27 protein-coding genes are annotated in these 26,814 nt (G+C 71.6%); 16 read left to right on the forward strand and 11 right to left on the reverse strand.

Translation table 11 applies throughout. The features are described 5' to 3' along the window. Positions 1-70: 70 nt before the first annotated feature. From ACZ597_RS00305 to ACZ597_RS00335, 7 genes are all read right to left on the reverse strand, one after another. Positions 71-547: a hypothetical protein gene (locus ACZ597_RS00305; protein WP_471322980.1), complete on the reverse strand. Its 477-nt coding sequence runs from the start codon at positions 545-547 to the stop codon at positions 71-73. Between the two features lie 171 nt (positions 548-718). After that, positions 719-2,137, reverse strand: coding sequence for an NAD(P)/FAD-dependent oxidoreductase (locus tag ACZ597_RS00310; RefSeq protein ID WP_471322982.1), 1,419 nt, complete (start codon positions 2,135-2,137; stop codon positions 719-721). 22 nt (positions 2,138-2,159) lie between these two features. Beyond that, positions 2,160-2,954: an ABC transporter permease gene (locus tag ACZ597_RS00315; protein ID WP_471322985.1), complete on the reverse strand. Its 795-nt coding sequence runs from the start codon at positions 2,952-2,954 to the stop codon at positions 2,160-2,162. Beyond that, entirely contained in the window at positions 2,954-3,883 is a 930-nt protein-coding gene (locus tag ACZ597_RS00320) for an ABC transporter permease (RefSeq protein WP_471322988.1), read from the reverse strand. The genes ACZ597_RS00315 and ACZ597_RS00320 overlap by 1 nt, the downstream gene beginning before the upstream one ends. Next, entirely contained in the window at positions 3,880-5,046 is a 1,167-nt protein-coding gene (locus tag ACZ597_RS00325) for an ABC transporter ATP-binding protein (protein WP_471322991.1), read from the reverse strand. Before ACZ597_RS00325 ends, ACZ597_RS00320 begins: the two co-directional genes overlap by 4 nt. Before the next feature lie 73 nt (positions 5,047-5,119). Then, on the reverse strand, positions 5,120-6,367 hold the full coding sequence (locus ACZ597_RS00330) for a polyamine ABC transporter substrate-binding protein (RefSeq protein WP_471322994.1): 1,248 nt from the start codon (positions 6,365-6,367) through the stop codon (positions 5,120-5,122). A gap of 51 nt (positions 6,368-6,418) precedes the next feature. Beyond that, a complete protein-coding gene (locus ACZ597_RS00335; RefSeq protein WP_471322996.1) occupies positions 6,419-7,933 on the reverse strand; it encodes a gamma-aminobutyraldehyde dehydrogenase in 1,515 nt (504 codons plus the stop codon). A gap of 180 nt (positions 7,934-8,113) precedes the next feature. Between ACZ597_RS00335 and ACZ597_RS00340 the strand changes: the two genes are divergently transcribed. Then, positions 8,114-8,668, forward strand: a complete 555-nt coding sequence (locus ACZ597_RS00340) for an NADAR family protein (protein ID WP_471322999.1) — start codon at positions 8,114-8,116, stop codon at positions 8,666-8,668. Then, positions 8,665-9,078 carry an NUDIX domain-containing protein gene (locus ACZ597_RS00345; protein ID WP_471323002.1) on the forward strand — a complete coding sequence of 138 codons (414 nt, stop codon included), beginning with the start codon at positions 8,665-8,667 and terminating at the stop codon, positions 9,076-9,078. Before ACZ597_RS00340 ends, ACZ597_RS00345 begins: the two co-directional genes overlap by 4 nt. A gap of 31 nt (positions 9,079-9,109) precedes the next feature. Here the strand turns inward: ACZ597_RS00345 and ACZ597_RS00350 are convergent, their stop codons facing one another. Further along, positions 9,110-9,841 (reverse strand): DUF4190 domain-containing protein, encoded by a 732-nt coding sequence (locus ACZ597_RS00350; protein ID WP_471323005.1) that lies wholly within the window; start codon positions 9,839-9,841, stop codon positions 9,110-9,112. Between the two features lie 110 nt (positions 9,842-9,951). Between ACZ597_RS00350 and ACZ597_RS00355 the strand changes: the two genes are divergently transcribed. From ACZ597_RS00355 to ACZ597_RS00375, 5 genes are all read left to right on the forward strand, one after another. Then, positions 9,952-10,977 carry an adenosine deaminase gene (locus ACZ597_RS00355; RefSeq protein ID WP_471323008.1) on the forward strand — a complete coding sequence of 342 codons (1,026 nt, stop codon included), beginning with the start codon at positions 9,952-9,954 and terminating at the stop codon, positions 10,975-10,977. A gap of 37 nt (positions 10,978-11,014) precedes the next feature. Further along, complete coding sequence (locus tag ACZ597_RS00360) at positions 11,015-11,704, forward strand: glycerophosphodiester phosphodiesterase (RefSeq protein WP_471323011.1); 690 nt, start codon at positions 11,015-11,017, stop codon at positions 11,702-11,704. Then, complete coding sequence (locus ACZ597_RS00365) at positions 11,701-12,873, forward strand: sensor histidine kinase (protein ID WP_471323014.1); 1,173 nt, start codon at positions 11,701-11,703, stop codon at positions 12,871-12,873. Before ACZ597_RS00360 ends, ACZ597_RS00365 begins: the two co-directional genes overlap by 4 nt. Next, positions 12,870-13,571 carry a response regulator gene (locus ACZ597_RS00370; protein WP_471323017.1) on the forward strand — a complete coding sequence of 234 codons (702 nt, stop codon included), beginning with the start codon at positions 12,870-12,872 and terminating at the stop codon, positions 13,569-13,571. Before ACZ597_RS00365 ends, ACZ597_RS00370 begins: the two co-directional genes overlap by 4 nt. A gap of 144 nt (positions 13,572-13,715) precedes the next feature. Beyond that, on the forward strand, positions 13,716-14,918 hold the full coding sequence (locus ACZ597_RS00375; protein ID WP_471323020.1) for a serine hydrolase domain-containing protein: 1,203 nt from the start codon (positions 13,716-13,718) through the stop codon (positions 14,916-14,918). On the opposite strand, the gene ACZ597_RS00380 is transcribed toward ACZ597_RS00375, so the two are convergent. The 3 genes from ACZ597_RS00380 to ACZ597_RS00390 form a co-directional block, all read right to left on the reverse strand. Further along, positions 14,885-15,394, reverse strand: a complete 510-nt coding sequence (locus ACZ597_RS00380) for a hypothetical protein (RefSeq protein ID WP_471323023.1) — start codon at positions 15,392-15,394, stop codon at positions 14,885-14,887. The genes ACZ597_RS00375 and ACZ597_RS00380 overlap by 34 nt on opposite strands. A 77-nt stretch (positions 15,395-15,471) precedes the next feature. Then, positions 15,472-16,647, reverse strand: a complete 1,176-nt coding sequence (locus ACZ597_RS00385; protein WP_471323026.1) for a polyamine ABC transporter substrate-binding protein — start codon at positions 16,645-16,647, stop codon at positions 15,472-15,474. Between the two features lie 112 nt (positions 16,648-16,759). After that, a complete protein-coding gene (locus ACZ597_RS00390) occupies positions 16,760-18,199 on the reverse strand; it encodes a gamma-aminobutyraldehyde dehydrogenase (RefSeq protein ID WP_471323029.1) in 1,440 nt (479 codons plus the stop codon). Positions 18,200-18,369: 170 nt separating this feature from the next. Here ACZ597_RS00390 and ACZ597_RS00395 point away from each other — a divergent pair, with 170 nt between their 5' ends. The 9 genes from ACZ597_RS00395 to ACZ597_RS00435 all read left to right on the forward strand — a co-directional run bounded on the left by ACZ597_RS00395 (position 18,370) and on the right by ACZ597_RS00435 (position 26,805). Beyond that, complete coding sequence (locus ACZ597_RS00395) at positions 18,370-18,873, forward strand: Lrp/AsnC family transcriptional regulator (protein ID WP_007266859.1); 504 nt, start codon at positions 18,370-18,372, stop codon at positions 18,871-18,873. Between the two features lie 3 nt (positions 18,874-18,876). Further along, positions 18,877-20,238, forward strand: coding sequence for an aspartate aminotransferase family protein (locus ACZ597_RS00400; RefSeq protein ID WP_007266858.1), 1,362 nt, complete (start codon positions 18,877-18,879; stop codon positions 20,236-20,238). 173 nt (positions 20,239-20,411) lie between these two features. Further along, positions 20,412-21,170, forward strand: a complete 759-nt coding sequence (locus ACZ597_RS00405) for an ABC transporter ATP-binding protein (RefSeq protein WP_471323032.1) — start codon at positions 20,412-20,414, stop codon at positions 21,168-21,170. Next, positions 21,152-22,234 (forward strand): hypothetical protein, encoded by a 1,083-nt coding sequence (locus ACZ597_RS00410; RefSeq protein WP_471323034.1) that lies wholly within the window; start codon positions 21,152-21,154, stop codon positions 22,232-22,234. The genes ACZ597_RS00405 and ACZ597_RS00410 overlap by 19 nt, the downstream gene beginning before the upstream one ends. Before the next feature lie 26 nt (positions 22,235-22,260). After that, on the forward strand, positions 22,261-23,352 hold the full coding sequence (locus tag ACZ597_RS00415) for an LOG family protein (protein WP_471323037.1): 1,092 nt from the start codon (positions 22,261-22,263) through the stop codon (positions 23,350-23,352). A gap of 116 nt (positions 23,353-23,468) precedes the next feature. Next, the gene (locus tag ACZ597_RS00420) at positions 23,469-24,374 is read left to right on the forward strand and encodes a DMT family protein (RefSeq protein ID WP_471323040.1); all 906 of its coding nucleotides are present in this window, start codon (positions 23,469-23,471) and stop codon (positions 24,372-24,374) included. 94 nt (positions 24,375-24,468) lie between these two features. After that, positions 24,469-25,083: a hypothetical protein gene (locus ACZ597_RS00425; protein ID WP_471323042.1), complete on the forward strand. Its 615-nt coding sequence runs from the start codon at positions 24,469-24,471 to the stop codon at positions 25,081-25,083. A gap of 107 nt (positions 25,084-25,190) precedes the next feature. Next, a complete protein-coding gene (locus ACZ597_RS00430) occupies positions 25,191-25,421 on the forward strand; it encodes a ferredoxin (protein WP_125599113.1) in 231 nt (76 codons plus the stop codon). Then, on the forward strand, positions 25,411-26,805 hold the full coding sequence (locus tag ACZ597_RS00435) for an NAD(P)/FAD-dependent oxidoreductase (protein ID WP_471323045.1): 1,395 nt from the start codon (positions 25,411-25,413) through the stop codon (positions 26,803-26,805). Before ACZ597_RS00430 ends, ACZ597_RS00435 begins: the two co-directional genes overlap by 11 nt. Positions 26,806-26,814: the final 9 nt, after the last annotated feature.

Consider the following 26,814-nt stretch of genomic DNA (forward strand, 5'->3'; position numbering starts at 1 on the left):
CCTCCGGGACATGGGGGGTTGGAGGATCCGGGCACGACGGCGACCAAGATGGTCCAGACCAATCCCCTTGTCAAGGCTTCGCGCGGACCCCTCGCCCCTCCCCCGTCAGGGCACTGGCCGCCGCCTCGTGCAGCGCGAGCTCCAGGAGCGCCGGGTCGGTCAGGGTGCCCCGGCCGTCGGGGAGTTCCAGCCAGCGCGGGCCGCCGGTGGCCCTGCCGGGGTACGGGACCGCGATCCAGCTCCCGCGCCCCGCTCCCCGTACGCCCGTGCCGATCCAGCGGGAGGCCGTGCCCGGGGGCACGAAGAAGCCCACGCGGGCGTCGCCGAAGTCCGCGAGCACCGGGCCGGGCGGGCCGGGCAGCAGGCGCAGTACGCCGAGGGCCCCCTGCCCCAGCTCCCCGGGCGCGATCAGCACGTCCCAGTGCCGGCCGGCGGGCAGCAGGGCGACCCCGAGGGGGTTGCGCTCCCACTCCCACCGGCAGGCGTCGGGATCCGGCGCCGCCCCGACCAGCCATTCCACTGCGGTCCTCGCTCCCGGGAGCGTCATCGCCCGGCCTCCGTTCGTCTCGTCGCGGTGAGGGTCCTCACCGGGAGAGAGCGGGGCCGGGCGGGGCTATGACGCGGGTTGCGCTACTCCATGGAGGTGAAGCGGGTCACGGGGCGGACCGACGGCGTGCGCCGGGGCGTACGGACGTACGGGCGTGCGGGCGTGGAGGCGTCAGCTGTCGAAGCCGAGCCCGAGGCGGTCCAGCGTCTTCAGCCACAGGTTGCGGTGGCCGCCCCGGGCGTCGGCGCGGGCCAGCGACCACTTCGTGAGGGCGATCCCGGTCCAGGCGAACGGCTCCGGCGGAAACGGCATGGGCTTGGACTTCACCATCTCCAGCCGGGTGCGCTCGGTGGACAGGCCGTCCAGCAGGTCGAGCATCACGTCCGCGCCGAAGCGGGTGGCGCCCACGCCCAGCCCGGTGTAGCCGGCGGCGTAGGCCACCCTGCCGCGGTGCGCGGTGCCGAAGAAGGCCGAGAAGCGGGAGCAGGTGTCGATGGCCCCGCCCCAGGCGTGGCTGAAGCGCACCCCCTCCAGCTGGGGGAAGGCGGTGAAGAAGTGCTCGGCGAGCTTGAGGTAGGTCTCGGGGCGGTGGTCGTACTCCGAGTCGAGCTTGCCCCGGTAGGGGTAGACCGCGTCGTAGCCGCCCCACAGGATCCGGTTGTCCTTGGTGATCCGGAAGTAGTGGAACTGGTTGGCGCTGTCGCCGAGCCCCTGGCGGTTCTTCCAGCCGATCGAGGCCAGCTGCTCCTCGTCCAGCGGCTCGGTCATCAGCGCGTAGTCGTAGACCGGGACGGTGAAGGGGCGGATCCTGCGCACCAGCGACGGGAAGATGTTGGTGCCCAGGGCGACCCGGCGGGCGAGGATCGTGCCGTAGGGGGTTTCCACCGTCATCCCGGGGCCGGCCTGCGCCATCTTCAGGCCGCGCGTGTTCTCGTAGATCCGCACGCCCTGCTCCAGGCAGGCCCGCTTCAGGCCCCAGGCCAGCTTGGCGGGGTTGAGCATGGCGACGCCGTCGCGGTCCCACAGGCCCGCGAGGAAGGTCGGCGAGTTCACCTCCGCGCGCAGGGCCTCGCCCTCCAACCATTCGGAGCCCTCACCGAGGCCGAGCTTGACGGCCTCCTCGTGCAGTTCCCGCAGTTCCTCTACCTGGTGCGGCTCGGTGGCCACGTCGATCTCGCCGGTGCGCTCGAAGTCGCAGTCGATGCCGTAGCGGGCGACGGCCTCCTCGATGGCGTCGAGGTTGCGGGCGCCCAGCTCCTCCAGCCTGGCCAGCTCGCCCGGCCAGCGGGCCATGCCGTTGGCCAGGCCGTGGGTGAGGGAGGCCGCGCAGAATCCGCCGTTGCGGCCGGAGGCGGCCCAGCCCGCCTCCTTGCTCTCGATCAGTACGACGTCCCGGCCGGGGTCGCGCTCCTTGGCGATCAGCGCGGTCCACAGGCCGCTGTAACCGCCTCCGACGACCAGCAGGTCGCAGCGCTCGTCGGAGGTGAGGGCCGGCTGCGGCGCCGGGCGGCCGGGGTCGTCCAGCCAGTACGAGACCGGCTTCGCTTCGGAAAGGGATTTCGCAACACTACGCATGGCGACTGGGGCCATGGCTTCCAACTCCCTACGGGGTCTACTTCGGTTGTGCCTTCTTGCGGCGGTTGCCGGCCCACTGGCCGACGAGGACCACCAGCACCGCGATGACGAACATCGCCGTGCCGATGACGTTGATCTGGACGGGCGTACCGCGCTGGGCCGATCCCCAGACGAACATGGGGAAGGTGACGGTGTTGCCCGAGTTGAAGTTGGTGATGATGAAGTCGTCGAAGGAGAGCGCGAAGGACAGCAGCGCGCCCGCCGCGATACCGGGGGCCGCGATCGGCAGCGTGACCCTGAGGAAGGTCTGCACCGGTCCGGCGTAGAGGTCTCGGGCGGCCTCCTCCAGGCGCGGGTCCATGGACAGGACGCGTGCCTTGACGGCAGCGACGACGAAGCTGAGGCAGAACATCACGTGGGCGATGAGGATCGTCCAGAAGCCCAGCTGGATGCCCATGTTGAGGAAGAGGGCGAGCAGCGAGGCCGCCATCACGATCTCGGGCATGGCCATCGGCAGGAAGATCAGCGAGTTCACCGCGCCGCGCGCCCGGAACCGGTACCGGACGAGCGCGAAGGCTATGGCGGTGCCGAGGACGGTGGCGCCGATGGTGGCCCACAGGGCGATCTGGAGGGACAGGGCGAGGGAGCCGCACATGTCGGCGACCCCGCAGGGGTCCTTCCAGGCGTCGAGGGAGAACTCCTGCCAGGCGTAGTTGAACCGCCCGGTGGGGTTGTTGAAGGAGAACACCGTCACGACGACGTTCGGCAGGATCATGTACGCGAGCGTGGCGAGGCCCGCGATGACCACGAGATTGCGGCGGAGCCAACGCATCAGACCAGGTCCTCCGTCCCCGCTCGGCGGATGTAGATGGTGACCATGATCAGCACGATGGCCATGAGGATGAAGGACAGCGCGGCCGCTGTCGGGTAGTCGAGGATCCGCAGGTACTGCGACTGGATGACGTTGCCGATCATCCGGGTGTCGGTGGAGCCGAGCAGTTCGGCGTTGACGTAGTCGCCGCTCGCCGGGATGAAGGTGAGCAGGGTCCCGGAAACCACGCCCGGCATCGAGAGCGGGAAGGTCACCTTGCGGAACACGGTGGCGGGAGTGGCGTAGAGGTCGCCGGCGGCCTCGTGGAGGCGGGTGTCGATGCGCTCCAGCGAGGTGTAGAGCGGCAGGATCATGAAGGGGAGGAAGTTGTACGTCAGCCCGCAGACCACCGCGAGCGGTGTGGCCAGGACGCGGTCCCCCTCGGTCATGCCGAGCCAGCTGGTGACGTCGAGGAAGCCGACGGCGTTGAGGGCGCCGACCACCGGGCCGCCGTCGGCCAGGATCGTCTTCCAGGCCAGCGTGCGGATCAGGAAGCTGGTGAAGAAGGGGGCGATGACGAGGACCAGCAGCAGGTTGCGCCAGCGGCCCGCCTTGAAGGCGATCAGGTAGGCCAGCGGGTAGCCGAGCAGCAGGCACAGCGCGGTCGCGGTGCCGGCGTAGAGCAGGGAGCGCAGGAACTGCGGGAGGTACTCGGTCAGGGCGTCCCAGTAGGTCTGGAAGTGCCAGGTGACCTCGAAGCCCTCTTCGAGCGAGCCGGTCTGCACCGAGGTGGAGGCCTGGTAGATCATCGGCAGCACGAAGAAGACGAGCAGCCAGACGATGCCGGGGAGCAGCAGCCAGTACGGGACGAGGCGCTTCTTCAGGGACGCCCTGTGGACCGGGGGCCCGGCGGGTGCGGGGGCCTCGGGGGGCGCCGCGGTGGCCGTCATGCGCTCTCCTCGACCGTCTCGATGCCGGCCTCGCCCATCGTCCCCGCAAGCATGGACTGGGCGGCGTCCAGGCCGAAGGTGTGCTCGGGGTTCCAGTGCAGGACCACGTCGGCGCCGGGGACGAGGCGGGCGTCCCGCTCGATGTTCTGGACGTACACCTCCAGCTCGGGGCAGGCCCGGCTGTCGATGACGAACTGCGTGGAGACGCCGATGAAGGAGGAGTCGGCGATCTTGCCCGCGACCTTGTTCCGGCCGGTCGCGATGGTGTGCTCGTCGGCCGCCGGGACCAGGGAGATCTTCTCCGGGCGCACGCCGACGAGGAGCTTCCCGCCCGCGCGGGGCGTGGTCGAACATCGGGCGGCGGGCAGCCGGAGGGTGGTGCCGGAGGCCGAGACGGTCACGTCGGACCCGGTGGACTCGACGGAGGCCTCGATGAGGTTCGAGGTGCCGAGGAAGTTGGCGACGAAGGTGGTGCGCGGGTTCTCGTACAGCTCGGCGGGGGCGCCCAGCTGCTCGACGCGGCCGCCGTTCATCACGGCGACCGTGTCGGCCATGGTCATGGCCTCCTCCTGGTCGTGCGTGACGTGCACGAAGGTGATGCCCACCTCGGTCTGGATCCGCTTGAGCTCCAGCTGCATCTGGCGGCGCAGCTTGAGGTCGAGGGCACCGAGCGGCTCGTCGAGCAGCAGTACCTGGGGGTGGTTGATCAGGGCGCGGGCGACGGCCACGCGCTGCTGCTGGCCGCCGGAGAGCTGGTGGGGCTTCTTGCGGGCGTGCTCGCCGAGCTGGACCAGGTCGATCATCTCGTCGACCTGCTTCTTGACCGACTTGACGCCGCGGCGGCGCAGGCCGAAGGCGATGTTCTCGAAGATGTCCATGTGCGGGAACAGCGCGTAGCTCTGGAAGACGGTGTTCACCGGGCGCTTGTACGGCGGCAGGTGGGTGACCTCGCGGTCGCCGAGGCCGACCGTGCCGGTGGAGGGCTCCTCCAGGCCGGCGATCATGCGCAGGGTGGTGGTCTTCCCGCAGCCCGAGGCGCCGAGCAGGGCGAAGAAGGAGCCCTGGGGGATGGTGAGGTCCAGCGGGTGCACCGCGGTGAAGGATCCGTAGTGCTTGCTGATCCCGGCGAGGCGGACGTCGCCGCTCGCGGTCTTGTCGGTCATGGGCCTGGGCCTTCGGTGGTGTGTCGTGGGAAGGGGACGGGGCGCGGGTGGGGGTGCCGGTGCGTGGGTCCGGTCAGGCGCCGATGAGCTTGGCGAACTTCTCCTCGTACGCCGTCTCTTCCTCGCTGGTGAGCGAGCGGAAGGCGTGGGCCTTGGCGGCCATCTCCTTGTCCGGGACGATCAGCGGGTTGTCCGCGAGGGCCGGGTCGATCTTGGCGAGCTCTTCCTTGACGCCTTCGACGGGGCACACGTAGCTGATGAAGGCGGCCAGCTGGGCCGCGACCCCGGGCTCGTAGTAGTAGTCGATGAGCTTCTCGGCGTTGGCCTTGTGCCGGGCCTTGACGGGGACGAGCAGGTTGTCGCTGGAGGTGATGTAACCGGCGGCCGGGATCGCGTACTTGATGTCCGGGTTGCCGGCCTGGAGCTGGATGACGTCGCCCGCCCAGGCGAGACAGGCCGCCAGGTCGCCCTTGTCCAGGTCGGCGGTGTAGTCGTTGCCGGTGAAGCGGCGGATCTGCTTGGTGTCCACGCCCTTCTGGAGCCGGCCGATCGCGGCGTCGTAGTCCGCGGTGGTGAAGTTCGCGGGGTTCTTGCCCTGGTCGAGCAGGGTCATGCCGACGCTGTCGCGCATCTCGGTGAGGAAGCCGACGCGGCCCTTGAGGGAGGGGTCGTCGAGGAGCTGGGTGACGGAGTCGACCTTCTTCCCGTCGGTGGCCTTGGAGTTGTAGGCGATGACGGTGTCGATGCCGGTCCACGGGTAGCTGTGGGCGCGGCCCGGGTCCCAGTCGGGGTTGCGGAACTGCGGGATCAGGTTGGCGTAGGCGTGCGGGAGGTGGGAGGGGTCGAGCTTCTGCGCCCAGCCGAGGCGGATGATGCGGGCGGCGAGCCAGTCGGTGACGACGATGAGGTCGCGGCCGGTGTCCTGGCCGGCGGCGAGCTGCGGGCGGATCTTGCCGAAGAACTCGACGTTGTCGTTGATGTCCTCGGTGTACTTGACCTGGATCCCGGTCCGCTTGGTGAACTCGTCCAGCGTGGGACGGGTCTTCTCGTCGTCGCTGGTGTCCATGTACTCGGTCCAGTTGGAGAAGTTGATCTCCTTCTCCTGGTCCGAGTGGTCGTCGGACGCCACGGCCCCGCCCTCGCGCTTGGCGGGCGGGATGCCGCAGGCGGTGAGGGCGGAGAGGCCGCCCAGGGTGAGCGCCCCGACTCCGGAGGCGCGCAGCAGCGAGCGGCGGGTGAGGGCGCCGCGCCCGCTGGTGAGGCTTCGCCGCATCGCGGCGGTCTGCGCCGCCGAGAGGCGGTCGGGCTCGAACTGCTCCATGCGCGTTGCCCTTTCGGGAGGGATGGCCACTGGTCAGGCGGCGTGCGTCTGCTACCGGTCCCCGAAGATGGTGCGGTGCCAGTCCTTCGCGGCCACCGCGGTGTTGTCGAACATCACATGCTTGACCTGCGTGTACTCCTCGAACGAGTAGGCGCTCATGTCCTTCCCGAAGCCGCTCGCCTTGTATCCGCCGTGCGGCATCTCGCTGATGATCGGGATGTGGTCGTTGACCCAGACGCAGCCCGCCTTGAGCTCGCGGGTGGCGCGGTTCGCCCGGTAGAGGTCGCGGGTCCAGGCGGAGGCCGCGAGCCCGTAAGGGGTGTCGTTGGCCAGGGCCAGTCCCTCGTCATCGGTGTCGAAGGGCAGGACGACCAGGACCGGGCCGAAGATCTCGGACTGGACGACCTCGCTGTCCTGCGCGGCCCCGGAGATCAGCGTCGGCCGGTAGTAGGCGCCCGCGGCCAGGTCGCCGCCCGGGATCTCGCCGCCGGTGACGACCGTGGCGTACGAGCGGGCGCGCTCGACGAACGCGGCGACCCGGTCGCGCTGGGCGTGCGAGACGAGCGGGCCGAGGTCGGTGGCGGGCGCGAAGGGGTCGCCCAGGCGGACGGTCTCCATCAGCTCCGCGACCCGGGCGGTGAACGCGTCGTGGAGCGGGCGCTGCACGTAGGCGCGGGTGGCGGCGGTGCAGTCCTGGCCGGTGTTGATGAGCGAGGCGGCGACCGCGCCGTGGGCGGCGGCCTCCACGTCGGCGTCGTCGAAGACGACGAACGGGGCCTTGCCGCCGAGCTCCAGGTGGAGCCGCTTGACGGTGGCGGTCGCGATCTCGGCGACCCTCTTGCCGACGCCGGTGGAGCCGGTGAAGGACGTCATCACCACGTCGGGGTGGCCGACCAGGTGCTCGCCGGCGTCCCGTCCGGCGCCGGTGACGATGTTGACCACGCCGTCCGGGATGCCCGCCTCCTTGGCCGCCTGGGCGAACATAAGGGAGGTCAGCGGGGTGAGCTCGGCGGGCTTGAGGACGATCGTGTTGCCCGCGGCGATGGCCGGGAGGATCTTCCACGCGGCCATCTGGAGGGGGTAGTTCCAGGGTGCGATGGAGCCGACGACGCCGATGGCCTCACGGCGCACGTAGGAGGTGTGGTCCCCCGAGTACTCGCCGGCCGCCTGGCCCTGGAGATGGCGGGCCGCGCCCGCGAAGAACGCGGTGTTGTCGATGGTCCCCGGCACGTCGAACTCCGTCGACAGCTTGAGGGGCTTGCCGCACTGGAGGGATTCGGCGTACGCGAAGTCCCCGGCCTGCTCGGCCAGTACGGCGGCCAGCCGGTGCAGTGCGTCCGAGCGCTCGCCCGGAGTGGCGGCCGACCACGCGGGGAAGGCCCGCTTGGCGGCGGCCACGGCCTCGTCCACGTCCGCCGGACCGGCCAGCTCGTAGGTGAGCACCTCGTCGCCGGTGGCGGGGTCGACGACGGTGTGCGACCGCCCCGAGGTGCCGGACCGGAGCCGGCCGTCGATGTACTGCGCGCCGTCTGCGAAGCGGTCCTTGACCTGGAAGCGGTTACCCATCGCTCTCACGCTCTCCGTAGCTACAGCTCGAATTGAGTGCCGATCCTGGCAGAGGCGTTCTCCTCCGCCAAGTGATTCCGTTGTTGCCTTTTGATTACGCGACGGAATCGGTCGACCATATGTCGAGGCATCCCCGAAATCCCGTACGAAGTGTCAGTGGTGACTGCCAGACTCGCGTGCATGGAGATGATCGACAAGTTGATCGAGCAGGTCAGCCGTGGTGAGCGGGTGAAGTACCTGCCGTTCTGGGGACACCGGCCGCGGCCGGACGGGAGCCTGGGACCGAGCTGTCTCAGCCAGTGGTGGCCCTCCCCCTTCACTGTGGGTGACGTCCGGTACGCCACGGCGGAACACTGGATGATGGCCGGTAAGGCACGCCTGTTCGGGGATGCGGAGGCCGAGCGCGCCGCGCTGGAGGCCGGCAGTCCGGCGGCGGCGAAGAAGGCCGGGCGGCTGGTGCGCCGGTTCGACGAGGAGGTCTGGCAGCGGGAGCGGTTCGCGCTGGTCGTGGCGGGCAGCGTGCACAAGTTCGGCTCCGACCCGGCGCTGCGCTCCTACCTGCTGGGCACGGGCTCGCGGGTGCTGGTCGAGGCGAGCCCGCTGGACCGCATCTGGGGCATCGGGCTGGCCGCGGACGACGAGCGGGCGCTCCGGCCTGACCGCTGGCGTGGCCTGAACCTGCTGGGCTTCGCCCTGATGGAGGCCCGGGAGCGGCTGCGCGAGGAGAGCGCGTGACCGGACGGCGCCGGGTGGCGGCCGTCATCGTGCGCGACGGCGGCGTCCTGATGGTGCGCGAGCGGCACCGGGGGCCGTCCGGGCTCCACGACGGGGCGGAGTACTGGACGCTGCCGGGCGGCGGGGTGGAGCCCGGGGAGGACCTGGAAGCCGCGGTCCGGCGGGAGGTGGCCGAGGAGACGGGGCTGCGCCCCCTGGAGGTGCGCTACGCGTACGAGGCGCCGTACCCCTCCGGGTGGACCACGTGCTTCCGGGTGGAGGTCGCGCCCGGAGAGCCGGTGCTGGGGGTGGACGGGGACCTGGACTGCGCGTGCCCCCGGATGGTGGGGCTGGCCTGGGTCCCGGTCCCCCGCGCCGCCCCGGACGGGCCCTGGATGGTCCCCACCCTCCTGTCGGCCGCCCCGCTCTGACCCGGGGGCCGGGGTGGGGCCGGCGGGCCGCTCAGACCCGCTCGCGCGGCGCGTCGACCCGGGACACGGAGGGCGAGGGGTCGCCGTCGTCCAGGTGGTCGATCTCGGGGACGAAGAAGACGAGCAGGATCATGCCTATGCCCAGCAGCATGCCGACCGCGCCGAGGATGATGCCGGACAGCGCCACGCCGCCGTTCGTGGCCTCGCCCCGGGTGGCCTTGCCCTTGCCCAGCACCCCGAAGACGACCGCGGCGATGCCGAGGGCGATGGCGCCGAACATCGTGGCGCAGGCGAACACCGACAGGATGCCGAGCACGAGGGCGGTGATCCCGAAGCCGTTGCTCGCGGGCGGCGTCGCGTACGGGTACGGGTACGGCGGCTGGCCCGGCTGTCCGGGGTATCCGGGGTAGGCCGGATAGCCGGGATGGCCGGGCTGGCCCGGGTACCCCGGGTGGCCGGCCTGGCCGGGGTACCCCGGCTGGCCCGGAGGGACCGGCTGGCCGGGGTAGCCGTACGCACCGGGAGCCGGCTGCGCCGGGTACCCGTACGCGGACCCGGGTGCCGGCGGCTGCGGGTAGGGAGCGGCGGCCGGCGGGTACGCGGAGGGCGCGGGCGGCACCCCGGGCATGCCCACGACCGTCTGCTGCTCGTGCACCGGCGGCACCGGCGGGGGCGGCTGCCCGCCCTGCGGCTTCCCCGGGCCGGCCGTCGGCCGCTCGGGCGGCGCCCACGGGTCCCTCGGTTCAGGGCTGTGGTCGGTCATGCGGCGCCCCCCTCTCTCGTACGGCCATGCTAAGCGCTGCCACCGACACGGCCGGGGCCTGCCTACGATGAAGCCGACCTGCCCGCACCCGTGTCCTCCCGGAGGCCCCCATGCCCGACCTGCACCCCTTCATCGCGGGGCTGCCCAAGGCCGAACTCCACGTCCACCACGTCGGCTCGGCGTCCCCCCGCATCGTCGCCGAACTCGCCTCCCGCCACCCCGACTCGAAGGTCCCCACCGACCCCGAGGCGCTGGCCGACTACTTCACCTTCACCGACTTCGCCCACTTCATCGACGTCTACCTGTCGGTCGTCGACCTGGTCCGCACCCCGGACGACGTGCGCACGCTCACCTTCGAAGTCGCCCGCGACATGGCCCGGCAGAACATCCGCTACGCCGAACTCACCATCACCCCCTACTCCTCGACCCGCCGCGGCATCGACGAGAAGGCCTTCATGGAGGCCATCGAGGACGCCCGCAAGGCCGCCGAGGCCGAGCTCGGCGTCATCCTGCGCTGGTGCTTCGACATCCCTGGCGAGGCCGGCCCCGACGCCGCGTCCGAGACCGCCCGCCTGGCCGTCGACCTGCGCCCCGAGGGCCTGGTCTCCTTCGGTCTGGGCGGCCCCGAGATCGGCGTCCCCCGCCCGCAGTTCAAGCCGTACTTCGACAAGGCCCGCGCCGTCGGCCTGCACAGCGTGCCGCACGCCGGCGAGAGCACCGGCCCGGAGACCATCTGGGACGCCATCCGCGAGCTGGGCGCCGAGCGCATCGGCCACGGCACCAGCTCCACCCGGGATCCGGAACTGCTGAAGTACCTGGCCGAGCACCGGATCGCGCTGGAGGTCTGCCCGACCTCCAACATCGCCACCCGCGTGGTGACCGACCTCGACCGGCACCCCGTCAAGGAGATGGTGGCGGCGGGCGTGCTCGTCACCATCAACAGCGACGACCCGCCGATGTTCGGCACCGACCTCAACAACGAGTACGCGGTCGCCGCCCGGCTCCTCGACCTCGACGAGCGGGGCCTCGCGCAGCTCGCGAAGAACGCCGTCGAGGCCTCCTTCCTGGACGAGGCGGGCAAGGCGAAGCTCATGGCGGAGATCGACGCGTACACCGCGGAATGGCTCGCCCGCTGACTCCCCTTGATCGCCGGCGACCCCGAGAATGGAGCGCATGAGCGATCTGACTGCCGTCGGCCACCGCGGCGATCCCTACCGGTTCCGTGAGAACACCCTCGCCTCCGTCCGCTCCGCCTTCGCACGCGGAGCGGACGCGGTGGAGATCGACGTACGGCTGACCCGCGACGGGGTGCCGGTCCTGCTCCACGACGAGACGCTGGAGCGGCTCTGGGGGCACGACGTGCGGCTCGACGCCGTGACGGCGCCGCAGTTGAAGGAACTGACGGACGGACGGGTCCCGACCCTGCGCGAGGCGCTGACGGAGGCCGGGGCCGGCCGGCTGATGATCGACCTGCCGGGTGCGACGTACGAGGCCGTGAAGACCGTCGTGGACCTGGTGCGCGAGTGCGGGGCGCGCGAGCGCGCGTACTACTGCGCCGGGCCGAACACCATGCTCGCGGTCCGCGCCGCCGACCCCGGCGCGGAGATCGCGCTGACCTGGACCACCCTCTCGCCGCCGCGCCGCGTGCTGATCGACGCCGTGTCCCCGCGCTGGCTCAACTACCGCTTCGGGCTGGTGAGCCCGGAGCTGACGCGGGCCCTGCACCGGGACGGTCTGCTGGTGTCGGCCTGGACGACGGACACCAAGCGGTCGATGCGCGCCGTCGTCCGGGCCGGGGCCGACTCGGTGACCACCAACAGGCTGGACGTGCTGGCGGCCGTGCGGGCCGAGCTCGGCCGGTGACGCGCGGGCTGGGAGACCGCCTCCGCGGGCGGGTCCTGCGGGCGGATCCGCGCCGGCGGGACGTGGGGCTGACGCTGCTGGTGCAGGTGGCGACGACCATCCCCTTCGTGGTGCCCCGCGACCCGGCGGACTCGCCGGCCACGTGGACGGCGTACCTGGTGACGACGCTGGGCAACGCGCCGCTGGTGTGGCGGCGGCGGGCGCCGGTGGCGGCGCTCCTCGGGGTGGTCGCGGCCGGTTCGGTCTACCGGCTGGCTCTGGACGGCCCCGGGCAGCCGCTGCCGTACGCCGCGCTGATCTGCGTCTATTCGGTCGCGCTGGTGGGGCCGTCACGGGTGCGGCTGGTCGTGGGGTGGGCGCTGGTCGCGGTGATCACCGTGTCCGTGGCGCTCAACACCGGTACGGCCAGGGAGCTGCTGTTCTCGCTGTTCGTGTTCGCGGCGGCGTTCGCCCTCGGGCGGCTCCAGGCCACGCGGCAGGCGTACACGGCGGCGGTGGAGGACCGGGCGGCGCAGCTGGAGCGGGCCAACCGGATCGAGGCCGAGCAGGCGGCGGCGCGTGAACGGGCGCGCATCGCGCGGGAGATGCACGACATCCTCTCGCACGCCGTCAGCATCATGGTCGTGCAGGCGGAGGCCGGTCCGGTGGCGGTGCGCCGGGCCCCGGAGCGTGCGGAGGCGGCCTTCGAGGCGATCGCCGAGACGGGCCGGGACGCGATGGCGCAGCTGCGGACGATGCTGGGGGTGCTGCGGGCGGAGGAGGCGGCTCCGCGTGCTCCGCAGCCGGGGATCGGTACGCTGCCGGCGCTGGTGGACCGGGTGCGCGCGAGCGGGCTCGCGGTGTCGTACGAGCGGACCGGCGAGGTGCGCGAGCTGCCGGCCGCGCTGGAGGCGACGGTGCACCGGGTGGTGCAGGAGGCGCTGACCAACGTGGTGAAGCACGCGGGGGCCTCGATGGTGGACGTGCGCCTGGAGTACGGGCCCCGGGAGCTCGCGGTGCGGGTCACGGACGACGGGCGGGGGCCGGCCGGCGGTGCTCCGGGCGGGCACGGGCTGATCGGGATCCGCGAGCGGGCGGCGGCGCACGGCGGGACTGCGTGGACGGGGCCGGGTCCGCACGGGCGGGGTTTCACGGTGCTTGTAACCTCGCCGCTGGAGGTGGGGAAGTGACGATCCGTGTGGTGGTGGCCGACGACCAGGAGCTGGTGCGCAGCGGGTTCGCGATGATCCTGGACGCGCAGGAGGACATCGAGGTCGTGGCGGAGGCCGGGGACGGGGCGGCGGCGGTGTCCGCGGTCGAGCGGCTGTCCCCGGACGTGGTGCTGCTGGACATCCGGATGCCGGTGCTGGACGGGATCGAGGCCTGCCGGTCGATCTCGGCGCGGAGCGCGTGCCGGACGGTGATGCTGACGACGTTCGACTCGGACGAGTACGTCTACGAGGCGCTGCACGCGGGGGCGAGCGGGTTCCTGCTGAAGGACGTGCGGCGGGACGACCTGGTGCACGCGGTACGGGTGGTGGCGGCGGGCGAGTCCCTGCTGGCGCCGTCGGTGGCGCGGCGGCTGATCGAGGAGTACACGGCGGCCACGGCACGGCCCTCCGCCCCGCCCTCGCGTGCGGCGGAGCGGCTGGAGGTGCTGACGGCCCGGGAGCGGGAGACGCTGCTGCACCTGGGGCGGGGCCTGTCGAACGCGGAGATCGCGGCGGCGCTGGTGGTGAGCGAGCACACGGTGAAGTCGCACGTGGGGAACGTGCTGTCGAAGCTGGGGCTGCGGGACCGGATCCAGGCGGTGATCTGCGCGTACGAAACGGGCCTGATCGCTGCGGGCTCGGCGGATCCCTCCGGGGTGTCTCCCTCTGGAGGGTGAGGGGCGGCGTGTCGGCTCCCTCGCGCCGGTGAGTTGTCGTACCGCTGAAAACCCCTCTTGATGGTGATCCGCAACCACCCCTCTGACCTGGAGCATTGAGGTCATCGGGGGGCAGCGGGCCCCTCGTGCAGAGGGGGAACCGTCATGAAGGCACGTACGCGCACGCTCATCGCCGCCGCTCTGGTCCTGGGGGTCGCCGCCGGTCCGGGGGCCGTCGCCCAGGCCGCTCCCGCGCCGGCGCCCGTCTCCTCGCGGGCCCCCGCGCCGCCGGTCTTCACGACGCCGCCGGACGCGGCGGCGCTGGAGAAGGCGGTCGCGGGCGTCGGGGCGCGGAACGCGGACGCGACCGCCGCGCTGGTCCGGGTGGGCGGTACGAGCGGGAGCTGGCGCGGGAGCGCGGGTGTGGCCGACGTCCGCAGCGGACGGCCGGCGGTGGAGGACGCCCGCTTCCGGGCCGGGTCGGTGACGAAGGCCTTCACGGCGGCGGTGGTGCTCCAGCTGGCGGCCGAGGGCAAGGTGGACCTGGACCGGCCGGTGCAGGACTACCTCCCGGGGCTGCTGCCCGGCTTCGAGCCGGTGGAGGTGCGGCAGCTGCTGAACTACACGAGCGGCCTGAAGTCCGCCGACGGCCCCGGGGACGGCTTCGAGGACGAGTACGCCCACCGTTTCGACGTGGTCGATCCGCACGCGCTGATCGCCAACGCGGTCGCGAAGGGACCGGAGTTCAGGCCGGGCGGGAAGCAGCGGTACAGCAACATCCACTACACGGTGCTGGGCGTGCTGATCGAGAAGGTGACGGGGACGGCGTACGAGAAGGCCGTCGGGGACCGGGTGATCAAGCCGCTGGGCCTGCGCCACACCTCGTTCCCGTCGCGTACCCAGAACCGCATACCGGGCCCGTACAACCACGGCTACCAGGCGGTGGCGCGGGCTGACGGCGGCCGTTCGCTGGTGGACGTGTCGGAGTGGAACTCCTCGTCCAACTGGGCCGCGGGGGACCTGGTGTCGACCACGGCGGACCTGGAGCGGTTCACGGTGGCGCTGTTCGGCGGAAGGGTCGTCCCGAAGGCACAGCTGGAGGAGATGTTCACGGTGCCCGGCGTCCCGGACGCCGCGAGTGAGACCGGCGCGCGGGCGGTGCAGACGGCCGGCTTGAAGGAGTTCGTACTCCCGGACGGTACGAAGCTGTACGGCAAGACGGGCTCGCGGCACGGCTACAGCACGGTCATCGGCGGTACCCGCGACCTGTCCCGCACCCTCGTCTACTCGGTGAACTCCACCGACGCCAAGGGGCGGGACATGAACCCGGTGGCCTACGGCATCGTCGGGGCGGCCTTCGCCAGGTAGCCGGCGCCCTCCGCTCCCTCCAGCGCCTCCAGTCGCTTGATCAGGCGGCGCAGCGCGAGCAGGGGGAGGATGCCGAAGACCCCGAAGGACATGTCGATGACCGACCACCAGCCGGGGATCCCCCGGACCGGCGCGCTGAGCAGGGCGAGGGGGATCACGCCGACGCAGGCGACCATGCCGGCCTCGACGATCCAGATGTTGCGGACCGGGTCGCGGTGGACCCCGTAGAAGAACACCGCGATCACCAGGTGGGCGAAGGCGAGCCAGTCGGTGCCGTAGAGGAGGAAGGGGTATTCGGAGTCAGCGCGGTCCAGTCCGTCGCCCACGCGGCGCAGCCAGTCGTTGGACACCAGTTCGTTGGCCCAGTGGAGTTCGGTGACCAGGGGGAAGGCGGTGAGCCCGCTGAGGACCAGGCAGACCAGGAACAGCACAAGCCAGGCACGGATCCGCCGCTGGAGGGCGCTTCTCTCACTCATGAAAGGGAGCCTACACACAGAACTGAACACGTTCAGCAAATTTCCTGAACATGTTCAGTTCCGTCGCGAGATCATGATCACAGCCCGACGATGGCGTTCCAGCGCTTGGCGAGGGAGGGACGTTCGGCCGAGGAGATGTCCCGGGCCACCGCGAGTCGTCCGCGCATCGCGTCGTCGGGGAAGATCAGCGGGTTCTCGGCCAGTTGGGCGGTCTCCTTGTCCGGCGAGGCGGCCAGCACCTCGCGCGCGGCGGGCACCGGGCAGACGTAGTTGACCGCCGCCGCGAGCTCCGCCGCCACCTCCGGGTCGTAGTAGTGGTCGACGAGGGCCTCGGCATTGGCCTTGTGCCGGGCGAGGTTGGGGACGAGCAGGCTCTCGGCCCACAGCTCGGCTCCCTCCTCGGGGACCACGAACTCGATGTCGGGGTTGTCGGCCCTGAGCTGGATGGCGTCGCCCGAGTAGGCCTGGCAGGCCAGGACGTCGCCCTTGCCGAGATCGGAGGTGTAGTCGTTGCCGGTGAAGCGGCGGATGTGCTTCTTGCGCACCATGTTCTCGACCTGGTCGCACATCCGGTGGAAGTCGGATTCGGTCCAGCGGGTGACGTCGGTGCCGTTGCCCTGCATCAGCAGGGAGAAGGACTCGTCCAGGCCCGAGAAAAGGGTCACCTTGCCCGCCAGGTCCGGCTGCCAGAGGTCCTTGACGGACCTGATCTCCCGGCCCAGCGCCCTGCGGTTGTAGGCGATGCCGGTGATCCCGGACTGCCAGGGGACGGTGTGCAGCCGGCCCTCGTCGAAGGCCGGCGAACGCAGCTGCGGGTCGAGGTACTCGGCGACGTTGGACTGCGCCGAGCGGTCCATCTTCTGGGCCCAGCCCAGGTGGACGAAGCGGGCGGCCATCCAGTCGCTGACCACGACCAGGTCGTGCCCGGTCGCCTGGTGGTTCATCAGGGCCGGGCTGACCTTGCCGAAGAACTCGTCGTTGTCGTTGATCTCCTCGGTGTAGCGGACCCGGATGCCGGTCTTGCGGGTGAAGGCCTCCAGGGTCGGACGGCTCTCCTCGTCCTGGTCGTCGGTGTCGATGTAGAGCGGCCAGTTGGAGAAGGCGACAGCGCGGTCGCGGTCCGAGAGGTCCCGGGCCTGCCGCCGGTCCTCCGGGACGTACGCGGCGGGCACGCCGCAGCCGGCGAGGGCGGCGAGCAGGCCCGCGGCACCGAGGCCGCGCAGCGCCGCGCGACGGGAGAGGAGTTCAGGCATGGTCAAAGCCTCGGACAACGCGAAGGGGCGGGCAATAGACATGATGTCTACCGCCCGCCCCGTCAGAGCCCTTCGGTGATCAGTGCGCCGCCGCCCGGGCGGCGGCCGCGGATCAGCCGTCGAGCGAGGTCATCACGTGCTTGATGCGGGTGTAGTCCTCGAAGCCGTAGGCGGAGAGGTCCTTGCCGTAGCCGGACTTCTTGAAGCCGCCGTGCGGCATCTCGGCGACGAGCGGGATGTGGGTGTTGATCCACACGCAGCCGAAGTCGAGGTTCTTGGACATGCGCATCGCGCGGGCGTGGTCCTTGGTCCACACGGAGGACGCGAGGGCGAACTCGACGCCGTTCGCGAACTCCAGGGCCTGGGCCTCGTCGGTGAAGGACTGGACGGTGATGACGGGGCCGAAGACCTCGTTCTGGATGATCTCGTCGTCCTGCTTCAGGCCGGAGACGACGGTCGGGGCGTAGAAGTAGCCCTTCTCGCCGACCCGGTGGCCGCCCGCCTCGACCTTGGCGTGGGCGGGGAGGCGCTCGACGAAGCCCGCGACCTGCGCCAGCTGGTTCGGGTTGTTCAGCGGGCCGTAGAGCACGTCCTCGTCGTCCGGCTGGCCGGTCTTGGTCTCGGCGGCGGCCTTGGTCAGCGCGGCCACGAACTCGTCGTGGATCGACTCGTGGACGAGCACGCGGGTGGCGGCCGTGCAGTCCTGGCCGGCGTTGAAGTAGCCGGCGACCGCGATGTCCTCGACGGCCTTGGCCAGGTCGGCGTCCTCGAAGACCACGACGGGGGCCTTGCCGCCGAGCTCCAGGTGGACGCGCTTGACGTCCTTGGAGGCGCTCTCGGCGACCTGCATGCCGGCGCGCACCGAGCCGGTGATGGAGGCCATCGCCGGGGTGGAGTGCTCGACCATGGCCTTGCCGGTCTCGCGGTCGCCGCACACGACGTTGAAGACGCCCTTGGGCAGGACCGAGTCGATGATCTCGGCCATCAGGACGGTCGAGGCCGGGGTGGTGTCCGAGGGCTTCAGGACGACGGTGTTGCCCGCGGCGATCGCCGGGGCGAACTTCCACACGGCCATCATCATCGGGTAGTTCCACGGCGCCACCTGGGCGCAGACGCCGACCGGCTCACGGCGGATGATCGAGGTCATCCCTTCCATGTACTCGCCGGCCGAGCGGCCCTCCAGCAGGCGCGCGGCGCCCGCGAAGAAGCGGATCTGGTCCACCATCGGCGGGAGCTCCTCGCTGGCCGTCAGGCCCAGCGGCTTGCCGGTGTTCTCCGACTCGGCGGCGACCAGCTCCTCGGCGCGCGCCTCGAAGGCGTCCGCGATCTTCAGCAGCGCCTTCTGGCGCTCCGAGGGCGTGGTGTCCCGCCAGCCCGGGAAGGCCGCGGCGGCGGCGGCCATGGCGGCGTCGACGTCGGCCTGGCCCGAGAGCGGGGCGGTGGCGTACACCTCGCCGGTCGCGGGGTTGACCACGTCGGTGGTCCGCCCGTCGGCGGCGTCCTTGAACTCCCCGCCGATGTAGTTGCGCAGACGACGCAGTTCGGTGGTCACTACAGCCACTCTCCTGATCACATGTCCAATGATTGAGACGACCTGCCAAGCCTAGCCCCTCCGGCGACGCTTTCGACAGAGCCGGACCCGGCCAACTACGAAATCCGTGAAATCAGAGACGCTCTACAACGGATTTCATCGATTACGGGTTGCGGAACAGACGACTCCTCGTGCACAGTGAGGTCGTGGTCAGTCGAAGCGCAGATTCCAGGAACAGACAACCGTCCCCTTCGGTCGATGCTGTGTCCCTGGCGATCATCGAGCAACTGCAAGAGGACGGTCGCCGTCCGTATGCATCGATCGGCAAGGCCGTGGGCCTCTCCGAAGCGGCGGTGCGCCAACGCGTACAGAAGCTGCTCGACCAGGGCGTCATGCAGATCGTCGCCGTCACCGACCCGCTCACCGTGGGCCTCCGGCGCCAGGCGATGGTCGGCATCAACGTCGAGGGAGACCTCGACCCGGTGGCCGACGCACTGACGGCCATGGCCGAGTGCGAGTACGTCGTGATGACCGCGGGGTCGTTCGACCTGATGGTGGAAATCGTCTGCGAGGACGACGACCACCTGCTCGAAACGATCAACAAGAAGATCCGCACGCTCCCCGGCGTGCGATCAACCGAAAGCTTCGTTTATCTGAAGCTGAAGAAGCAGACCTACATGTGGGGAACTCGATAGCCCGTGAGCCAGGACCTCTCCAAAACCGCGTACGACCACCTGTGGATGCACTTCACCCGCATGTCGTCGTACGAGAACGCGCCCGTCCCCACCATCGTGCGGGGTGAGGGCACCTACATCTTCGACGACAAGGGCAAGCGCTACCTGGACGGTCTCGCCGGACTGTTCGTGGTCAACGCCGGTCACGGCCGCAAGGAGCTGGCCGAGGTCGCGTACAAGCAGGCCCAGGAGCTCGCGTTCTTCCCCGTGTGGTCGTACGCGCACCCCAAGGCCGTCGAGCTCGCCGAGCGCCTCGCCGACTACGCCCCGGGCGACCTGAACAAGGTCTTCTTCACCACCGGTGGCGGCGAGGCCGTCGAGACCGCCTGGAAGCTCGCCAAGCAGTACTTCAAGCTCCAGGGCAAGCACACCAAGTACAAGGTCATCTCGCGTGCGGTGGCCTACCACGGCACCCCGCAGGGCGCGCTGTCCATCACCGGCCTGCCGGCCCTGAAGGCCCCCTTCGAGCCGCTGGTCCCCGGCGCGCACAAGGTGCCCAACACCAACATCTACCGCGCCCCGATCCACGGCGACGACCCCGAGGCCTTCGGCCGCTGGGCCGCCGACCAGATCGAGCAGCAGATCCTCTTCGAGGGCCCCGACACCGTCGCGGCCGTCTTCCTGGAGCCCGTGCAGAACGCCGGCGGCTGCTTCCCGCCCCCGCCCGGGTACTTCCAGCGCGTGCGCGAGATCTGCGACACCTACGACGTGCTGCTCGTCTCCGACGAGACCATCTGCGCGTTCGGCCGCCTCGGCACGATGTTCGCCTGTGACAAGTTCGGCTACGTGCCGGACATGATCACCTGCGCCAAGGGCATGACCTCGGGCTACTCCCCGATCGGTGCCTGCATCGTCTCGGACCGCATCGCGGAGCCCTTCTACAAGGGCGACAACACCTTCCTGCACGGCTACACCTTCGGCGGACACCCGGTGTCCTCCGCCGTGGCCATCGCCAACCTCGACATCTTCGACAAGGAAGGCCTGAACCAGCATGTGCTGGACCAGGAGGGCAACTTCTTCAACACCCTGAAGAAGCTGCACGACCTTCCGATCGTCGGCGACGTCCGCGGCAACGGCTTCTTCTACGGCATCGAGCTCGTCAAGGACAAGGTCACCAAGGAGTCCTTCACGGACGAGGAGACCGAGCGCGTGCTCTACGGCTTCCTCTCCAAGGCGCTCTTCGACAACGGCCTGTACTGCCGCGCCGACGACCGTGGGGACCCGGTCATCCAGCTGGCCCCGCCGCTGATCGCCGACCAGGGCACCTTCGACGAGATCGAAGGCATCCTGCGCTCGGTGCTCACCGAGGCGTGGACCAAGCTCTAACCCGGTCCCGGGCACACCGGCCCGACCACACGGCCCGGATCCTCCGTTCGAGTAGAACGCGGAGGTCCGGGCCGTGTGCTGTCGGCATCCAAGACGTTCATCTCTTTACATCTCATTGCGGCGCCAGTGACCGAAAGGGCTCCGCTTCGTTCCCCCGGACGGAGGTGTACGCCATGGTGGCTCCCCCGGACAAGGCCCGGCCCGACCATGTCCCGCCGCAGGACGACCTGCTCTGGGCACGGTCCCTGCACTACTCCCACAGCGGCACGCCCGGCCTGGTCGGGGTCTCCGCCGGAGTCCGCCAGGGCGAGATCCTCGCCGTGACCGGCCCGCGCGGCTGCGGGAAGAGCACCCTGCTGCGCTGTCTCGCCGGACGGCTGCTGCCAGACCAGGGCGAGGTCTGGTTCAACAGCGTCCCCGTCCACACCCTGCGCGCCGCCGCCCGCGAGCGCCTGCGCCGCGACCGGTTCGCCTGGATCGGGCCCGAAGCGCAGCTGCTGCCCGAGCTCAAGGTCTGGGAGAACGCGGCCCTGCCCCTGCTGATCGGCGGCGCCCCGCACCGCACCGCCCGCCGGACCGCCCTCGAATGGCTCGAACGCCTCGACCTCGACCGCTTCGCCGGAAAACGCCCCGGCTCCCTGAACCGTGCCGAAGCCCAGCGGGTCGCCCTGGCCCGCGCGCTGGTCGCGGAGCCCGCGGTGCTCTTCGCCGACGAGCCGGCCGCCCCGCTGCACCGCGCCGAACGCGCACTGCTGCTGCGCACCCTGACCACGGCCGCCCGCTCCCACGGCATCACGGTCCTGCTGGCCACCCACGACGAGGAGACCGCGGCCGGCGCCGACCGCGCCCTGGCCCTGCTCGACGGCCGCCCGGCCGGCGCCGCCTCCGCCCTCACCACGGAGGACCGGTCCGCGTGCTCGCTCTCCGCCTAGTCCGCGGCTCCCGCCCCCTGGTCCAGCTGCGGCGGCTGCTGGTCGCGGCCGCCTCGGCCGGCAGCGGGTTCCTCCTGCTGTACGTCCTCGCGGACGCCACGGCCCGGCCCGCCGGATCGTTCCCCCGGCTGCTGTGGGCACTGGTGCCGCTCGCCGCCACCGCCCAGTTCGCGGTGGCCGTCGCCCGCACCGACCCCGCGACCCGCACCCGCGACGGGCTCGACGCCGCCGGGCTGGGCCCCGTACGGCTCACCCTGGTCGCGGCGGTCTCCACCGCCGTCGCGTGCGCCCTCGGCAGCGCCCTCGCCCTGGCCGCCTTCCTCCACCTGCGGGGCGACGTCGCCGGACTGCCCTTCGACGGCGCCGGCGTCCGCCTGCTGCACGCCGACCGGCCGCTGCCGGTGGCCGCCGCCCTCACCCTGCTGGCCCTGGTCCCCCTCACCGCCGCCGCCGCCACCGCCCTCGCCCTGCGCCCCCGCCCGCCGCACGCCGGGCTGGCACCGCAGACCGGCGTGCCCTGGGGGGTCGCGCTGGCCGCCTGCGGGCTCGCCGCCCTGGCCTACGCGCGGCCCGGCGGAGCCGCCGTGCCGGCCGGCTGCGTGCTGATCGCGGTCGGTCTGGCCCTCGCCGGTCCGGGACTGGCCTACGCCTGCGGGACGCTGGTGCAGGCGGTCCGGCCGGGCCTGCTGCGGCTGCTGGCCGGGCGAGGCCTCCAGGAGGAGGCGCCCCGGCTGGGACGCCCGCTCGGCGTGCTCGCCGCCGTCGGCGCGGCCGCCCTCACCGCCCTCGCCCCGCACGGCCAGGGCGGCCCCCTCACCCCGCTCGGGCCGCTGACCGGCCCCGCCGCCGCCCTGGTGGCCCTGTGCGCGGCCGGGACCCTGCTCACCTCGGCCGTCGAGTCCCGGCAGGCCCGCTCCGCCTCCCGCGAGGCGCTGGCCGGCCTCGGCGCTCCGGGCGCGGTGCTGCGTACGGCCGCGGCGCTGCGGGCGGCCGCGCTGCTCGCGGCCGCTGCGGGGCTCGGCTGGGGTGTGGCGCAGCTGACGTCGCTGGCGCTGACCCGCTGAGACGACCGCCCCTTAGGGTGGGCCGAATGGTCAACGCAGACATCGAGATCGAGACGCTCGCGAAGTTCGACCGGGTCGTCGCCCGGGGCTCCCTGAGCGGCTACCGGATCCAGTCGGTCAACCTCCTGGAGCGGACCTTCGCCCTGCTGTCCGCCGACACCTCCGCGGCCGTGTTCCTGGGCTGCGCCATGGAGCCCGACGCCTCGGTGAAGGTCCGCGCGGACGGCGCGCTCGTCTTCCCGCCGATACCGGACCTGCCGTTCAACCCGTACCGGGGTCTGCTGTACACGGCCGAGGAGCTGTTCACCGGTCTGGCCGAAGGGTACGAGACCACTCCGGACGCCCAGGCCTACGCCTGGTTCCAGGAGACCAAGTCCGACGGCGACGTCTTCTCCTCGATGCTCCGCTCCATCCACGACGACGCCATCTCCGACGCCCTGGACGAACACCTCGCGGGCGCCCGCGTCATCGGCGTGATGGGCGGCCACGCCATGGCCCGGGGCGGTACGGACTACCGTGCCGCGGCGGAACTGGGCCGGACCCTGGCGCGGTCCGGGCTGACGGTCGCCACCGGCGGCGGCCCCGGCGCGATGGAAGCCGCCAACCTCGGCGCCTACCTGGCCCCCGCGCCGGACGAGGCCCTGCCCGAGGCGCTGGACCTGCTGGCGAAGGTGCCCTCCTTCAGCCCGTCCGTCTCCGACTGGGCGCGCGCGGCCTTCGCCGTCCGGGAGCGCTGGCCCCGGGGCGGCGACTCGGTCGGGATCCCCACCTGGTTCTACGGCCACGAGCCGCCGAACGCCTTCGCCGGGCAGATCGCCAAGTACTTCGCGAACGCCACCCGCGAGGACGGGCTGCTCGCCCGGTCCAACGCCGGCGTGGTCTTCCTGCCGGGCGCGGCGGGCACCGTGCAGGAGGTCTTCGACAACGCGACACCGAACTACTACGAGTCGCGGTCCGAGCCGACCCCGATGGTCCTGGTCGGCCGCGCCCACTGGACCGAGCGGCTGCCGGTCTGGCCGCTGCTGCGGGCGCTGGCCTCGGGCCGGCCGATGGAGTCGCGGATCGCGCTGGTGGACTCGGTGGAAGAGGTCCCGGACGCGCTCGCGGCCATGGCCTGAACCCCCCGAGGGCAAAGAACCGGTCAACGAACTCCCTTGCGGAGGCAACTTCCCGGACCGATATGACGTCTGGCAGAGGTACCGCCTTACCTGCCAGACGTTGAACGGAGCCTTCTGTGCTCATAGGCCTGCTGACCGCTGTCGCGGCGTCCATCTGCTACGGCACGGGCTCTGTCCTGCAAGCCGTGGGCTCGCGCCGCGCCGCCCGGATGTCCCCGGCCGCCGCCGGCGTGACCGCCCACGGCGGACCGAACCTGACCTCCACCGCCAAAGCCGCGATGACCTGGGAGTTCATCGTCGGCACCATCCTCGACTTCGTGGGCTTCGGACTGGGCGCGCTGGCGGCCCGCATGCTGCCCCTGTTCCTCTCCCAGACGGTGATCAGCGCCAACCTGGTGATCACCGCCATTCTCAGCGTGAAGATGCTGGGCATCCGGCTGACCCGCAAGGAATGGACCTCGATCGGCGTCGTCTGCGCGGCGCTGGTGCTGCTGGCGACCGCCGCCGGCCACGAGGGCGACCACCACGCCCCGATGTCCACGCACTGGTGGCTGCTGGCCGTGACCCTGGTGATCATCGTCGGCGGCACGGTGGCCGTGCGGTTCCTCGGCGGCCGGGCCGCGATCCTGGCCGGCCTGCTGTCCGGTCTGGCGTTCGGCGCGCTGGGCGTCGGCGTGCGCATCCTCGACGGCGTGGACCCCTTCGACCCGGTCACCCTCGCCACCGACCCGGCGCTGTACGCCATCCTCATCGCCGGCTTCGGCGGCATGTACCTGCACACGGTGGCCCTCCAGATCGGCTCCGTGAACGGCGCCACCGCCGCCCTGGTCGTCGGCGAGACGGTGCTCCCGGGCGCGATCGGCGTCCTGTGGCTCGGCGACGCCTCCCGGCCGGGCCTGGCCTGGCTCGCGGTGACCGGCTTCGTCCTGGCCGTCGCCGGAGCCGTCGCGGTGGCCTGGTACGGCAACCACGACGGGGCCGAGGAGCCCGCCGAAGAGCCGGTTCCGGCACCGGTCGCCTGACCCTCCCGGCCCGTCCCCGGCGGCCGGGCCTCGGGTTCACTCCCGTGGGGTCCCCCCGGTGGCGGGGGCCCGGCGGGTGCCGCCTGCTGAAGGCATGGAGTCCACCACGCGGATGCGCACGCCACGGGCCGCCGGGACGGCCGGGCTCGTCTTCGCCGTACTGCTCGCGGTGGCGATCGTGCTGATGCGGCTCGCCATCCCCTCCGGGAGCCCCTCCGACGCCCCCGTGGCCGACGCCGACCGCTGGGCGGTCCGGCTGGCCCTGGAGATCGTGCCCTTCGCCGGGATCTTCTTCCTCTGGTTCATGGGAGCCCTGCGCGCGCACTCCGGCGGGGGCGAGGACCGGTTCGTCGCGGCGGTGTTCCTCGGCAGCGGCTACGTCTTCGTCGGGACCCTGTTCGTCGCCGCCGCCGCGGCGGGCACCGTGCTCCAGGAGAGCGTCCCCCCGTCCGGATTCGGCCGCCCCTTCGCGTACACCGTGCTCACCACGTACGCGATGCGCATGGCGGCCGTCTTCGTCTTCGTGACCTCCACCATCGGGCGCCGGCTGGGCTTCTTCCCGCGTCCGCTGGTCGCGCTGGGCTTCGCCACCGGGCTGATCCTGCTCCTCCTCGGGTCCGGGGTGCCCTGGGCCGAGATGGTCTTCCCGTTCTGGGTGCTCGTCGTCAGCCTGCACGTCCTGCGCACCAACCTGCGGCGCACGGACTGACCCCGCCCCGCCCGGCAGGCGACGCGCGGGTCTCGCGCGCATGCTGGAGGACGGGAGGGTGTCGGGGGTCCGTGGGGGTCAACAGGTCACGGAAAGGCTGATGCCCCATGAGGCTTGTCGTGGACCTCAACCGGTGCCAGGGGTACGCGCAGTGCGCGTTCCTCGCACCGGACGTCTTCGCCATGCACGGCGACGAGTCCCTGCTCTACGACCCGCAGCCCGACGAGGAGCACCGCGAGAACGTCGTCCGCGCCGTCCACGCCTGCCCCGTCCGGGCCATCCTGCTGGATGCGATGAACGGGTCCCTGTCGACCGCGGAGGCGCGTGGTGAGCGGTGACGCAGCCCTGGAGCGGCTGAAGCGCGAAGGCCGGATCGTCGTCGTGGGGGCCTCCCTGGCCGGCCTGCGGGCCGCCGAGACCCTGCGCGAGAAGGGGTTCGCCGGATCCCTGACGATGATCGGCGACGAACCCCACGAACCGTACGACCGGCCCCCGCTGTCCAAGCAGGTCCTGCTCGGCAAGGCGACCGCGGACCGCACGGCCCTCCCCCGGCGCCGGGACATCGACGCCAAGTGGCTGCTCGGCGTACCCGCCACCGGGCTGGACAGGGCGGCCCGGCGGGTCCGGCTCGCCGACGGGAACGAGGTGGAGTACGACCGTCTGCTGATCGCCACCGGCGTCCGCGCCCGGCCGTGGCCGAACCCCGACGAGGGAGCCCTCGACGGCGTCTTCGTCCTGCGCACCCGGGAAGACGGCGCGGCCCTGGAACGGGCCCTCGCGGCCCGGCCCGGCCGGGTGCTCGTCGTCGGAGCCGGGTTCACGGGCTCCGAGATCGCCTCCGCGTGCCGGGAGCGCGACCTGGCCGTCACCGTGGCCGAACGCGGCGACGCCCCCCTGGTCGGCGCGCTCGGCGGGGTGGTCGGCGCGGTCGCGGCCGACATGCACCGCGAGAACGGGGTCGACCTGCGCACCGGGATCATGGTGACGGCTCTGGAGGGCGACTCCTCGGGCCGGGTTCGCGCCGCGCACCTGTCCGACGGCACCACGCTGGAGGCCGAGGTCGTGGTCGTCTCGCTCGGCGCCCAGCGCAACACCGAGTGGCTGAACGGCTCCGGACTCGGCGCGGGTCCGCGCGGCATCGCCTGCGACGCGGGCTGCCGGGCCTTCGACATCTGGGGCATCGTCACCGACGACATCTACGTGGCCGGCGACGTGGCCCGCTCCCCGCACGCCCTGTTCGGCTACCAGTTCCTGTCGCTGGAGCACTGGGGCAACGCCGTGGCCCAGGCCGAGACGGCCGCGCACAACATGCTCAGCGAGAGCGCGGACCGGCGCCCGCACGTGTGGGTACCGGGCTTCTGGTCGTCCCAGTTCGGCGTGAACATCAAGTCGGTCGGGGTCCCTTCGATGGGCACCGAAATCCTGATCACCCAGGGCGCGCGCGCCGAGCGCCGCTTCGTCGGCGTCTACGGCTACCAGGGGCGCGTCATCGGTGCCGTCACCTTCGACCAGTGCCGCTGGCTGGACTTCTACCAGCATCAGATCGAGCAGACCGCGCCGTTCCCGCCGCCCTACTCGACCGTGGACCGCAGGCCCGAGGGGAACAGGCCGCTGGACGCGGACTTCCCCGACCCGTCGGTGCCCACGCACGGCCCGACGATCACCCTGAGCGGCTACTCACCGGCCGACCGGCGGATGACGTTCACGCCGGCGCACAACTGAGCACGAGGA

Source organism: Streptomyces sp. NPDC040718, from assembly GCF_055593565.1.